The organism is Salmonella sp. A1325 (assembly GCF_056991255.1).
The window spans coordinates 1-1,719 of the sequence record NZ_JAMLWO010000024.1; the positions used below are offsets into that span (position 1 = coordinate 1).

A 1,719-nucleotide genomic window follows, 5' to 3' on the forward strand; every position below is an offset into this window, starting at 1 on the left:
GAAGGTGGCCTGTGAGGGTTGCTGGAGGTATCAGAAGTGCGAATGCTGACATAAGTAACGATAAAGCGGGTGAAAAGCCCGCTCGCCGGAAGACCAAGGGTTCCTGTCCAACGTTAATCGGGGCAGGGTGAGTCGACCCCTAAGGCGAGGCCGAAAGGCGTAGTCGATGGGAAACGGGTTAATATTCCCGTACTTGGTGTTACTGCGAAGGGGGGACGGAGAAGGCTATGTTGGCCGGGCGACGGTTGTCCCGGTTTAAGCGTGTAGGTGTGTGTTCCAGGTAAATCCGGTTCACTTTAACACTGAGGCGTGATGACGAGGCACTACGGTGCTGAAGCAACAAATGCCCTGCTTCCAGGAAAAGCCTCTAAGCATCAGGTAACATCAAATCGTACCCCAAACCGACACAGGTGGTCAGGTAGAGAATACCAAGGCGCTTGAGAGAACTCGGGTGAAGGAACTAGGCAAAATGGTGCCGTAACTTCGGGAGAAGGCACGCTGACACGTAGGTGAAGTGATTTACTCATGGAGCTGAAGTCAGTCGAAGATACCAGCTGGCTGCAACTGTTTATTAAAAACACAGCACTGTGCAAACACGAAAGTGGACGTATACGGTGTGACGCCTGCCCGGTGCCGGAAGGTTAATTGATGGGGTCAGCGCAAGCGAAGCTCCTGATCGAAGCCCCGGTAAACGGCGGCCGTAACTATAACGGTCCTAAGGTAGCGAAATTCCTTGTCGGGTAAGTTCCGACCTGCACGAATGGCGTAATGATGGCCAGGCTGTCTCCACCCGAGACTCAGTGAAATTGAACTCGCTGTGAAGATGCAGTGTACCCGCGGCAAGACGGAAAGACCCCGTGAACCTTTACTATAGCTTGACACTGAACATTGAGCCTTGATGTGTAGGATAGGTGGGAGGCTTTGAAGTGTGGACGCCAGTCTGCATGGAGCCGGCCTTGAAATACCACCCTTTAATGTTTGATGTTCTAACGTGGACCCGTTACCCGGGTTGCGGACAGTGTCTGGTGGGTAGTTTGACTGGGGCGGTCTCCTCCTAAAGAGTAACGGAGGAGCACGAAGGTTGGCTAATCCTGGTCGGACATCAGGAGGTTAGTGCAATGGCATAAGCCAGCTTGACTGCGAGCGTGACGGCGCGAGCAGGTGCGAAAGCAGGTCATAGTGATCCGGTGGTTCTGAATGGAAGGGCCATCGCTCAACGGATAAAAGGTACTCCGGGGATAACAGGCTGATACCGCCCAAGAGTTCATATCGACGGCGGTGTTTGGCACCTCGATGTCGGCTCATCACATCCTGGGGCTGAAGTAGGTCCCAAGGGTATGGCTGTTCGCCATTTAAAGTGGTACGCGAGCTGGGTTTAGAACGTCGTGAGACAGTTCGGTCCCTATCTGCCGTGGGCGCTGGAGAACTGAGGGGGGCTGCTCCTAGTACGAGAGGACCGGAGTGGACGCATCACTGGTGTTCGGGTTGTCATGCCAATGGCACTGCCCGGTAGCTAAATGCGGAAGAGATAAGTGCTGAAAGCATCTAAGCACGAAACTTGCCCCGAGATGAGTTCTCCCTGAGACTTAAAGTCTCCTGAAGGAACGTTGAAGACGACGACGTTGATAGGCCGGGTGTGTAAGCGCAGCGATGCGTTGAGCTAACCGGTACTAATGAACCGTGAGGCTTAACCTTACAACGCCGAAGATGTTTTGGCGG

At 53.8% G+C, this 1,719-nt stretch carries 1 rRNA gene; it reads left to right on the top strand.

Going from position 1 to position 1,719, the window contains the following annotated elements:
- Positions 1-1,695, top strand: a 23S ribosomal RNA gene (locus tag NAZ64_RS22315); the annotation flags it as partial.
- Between the last annotated feature and the right edge of the window lie 24 nt (positions 1,696-1,719).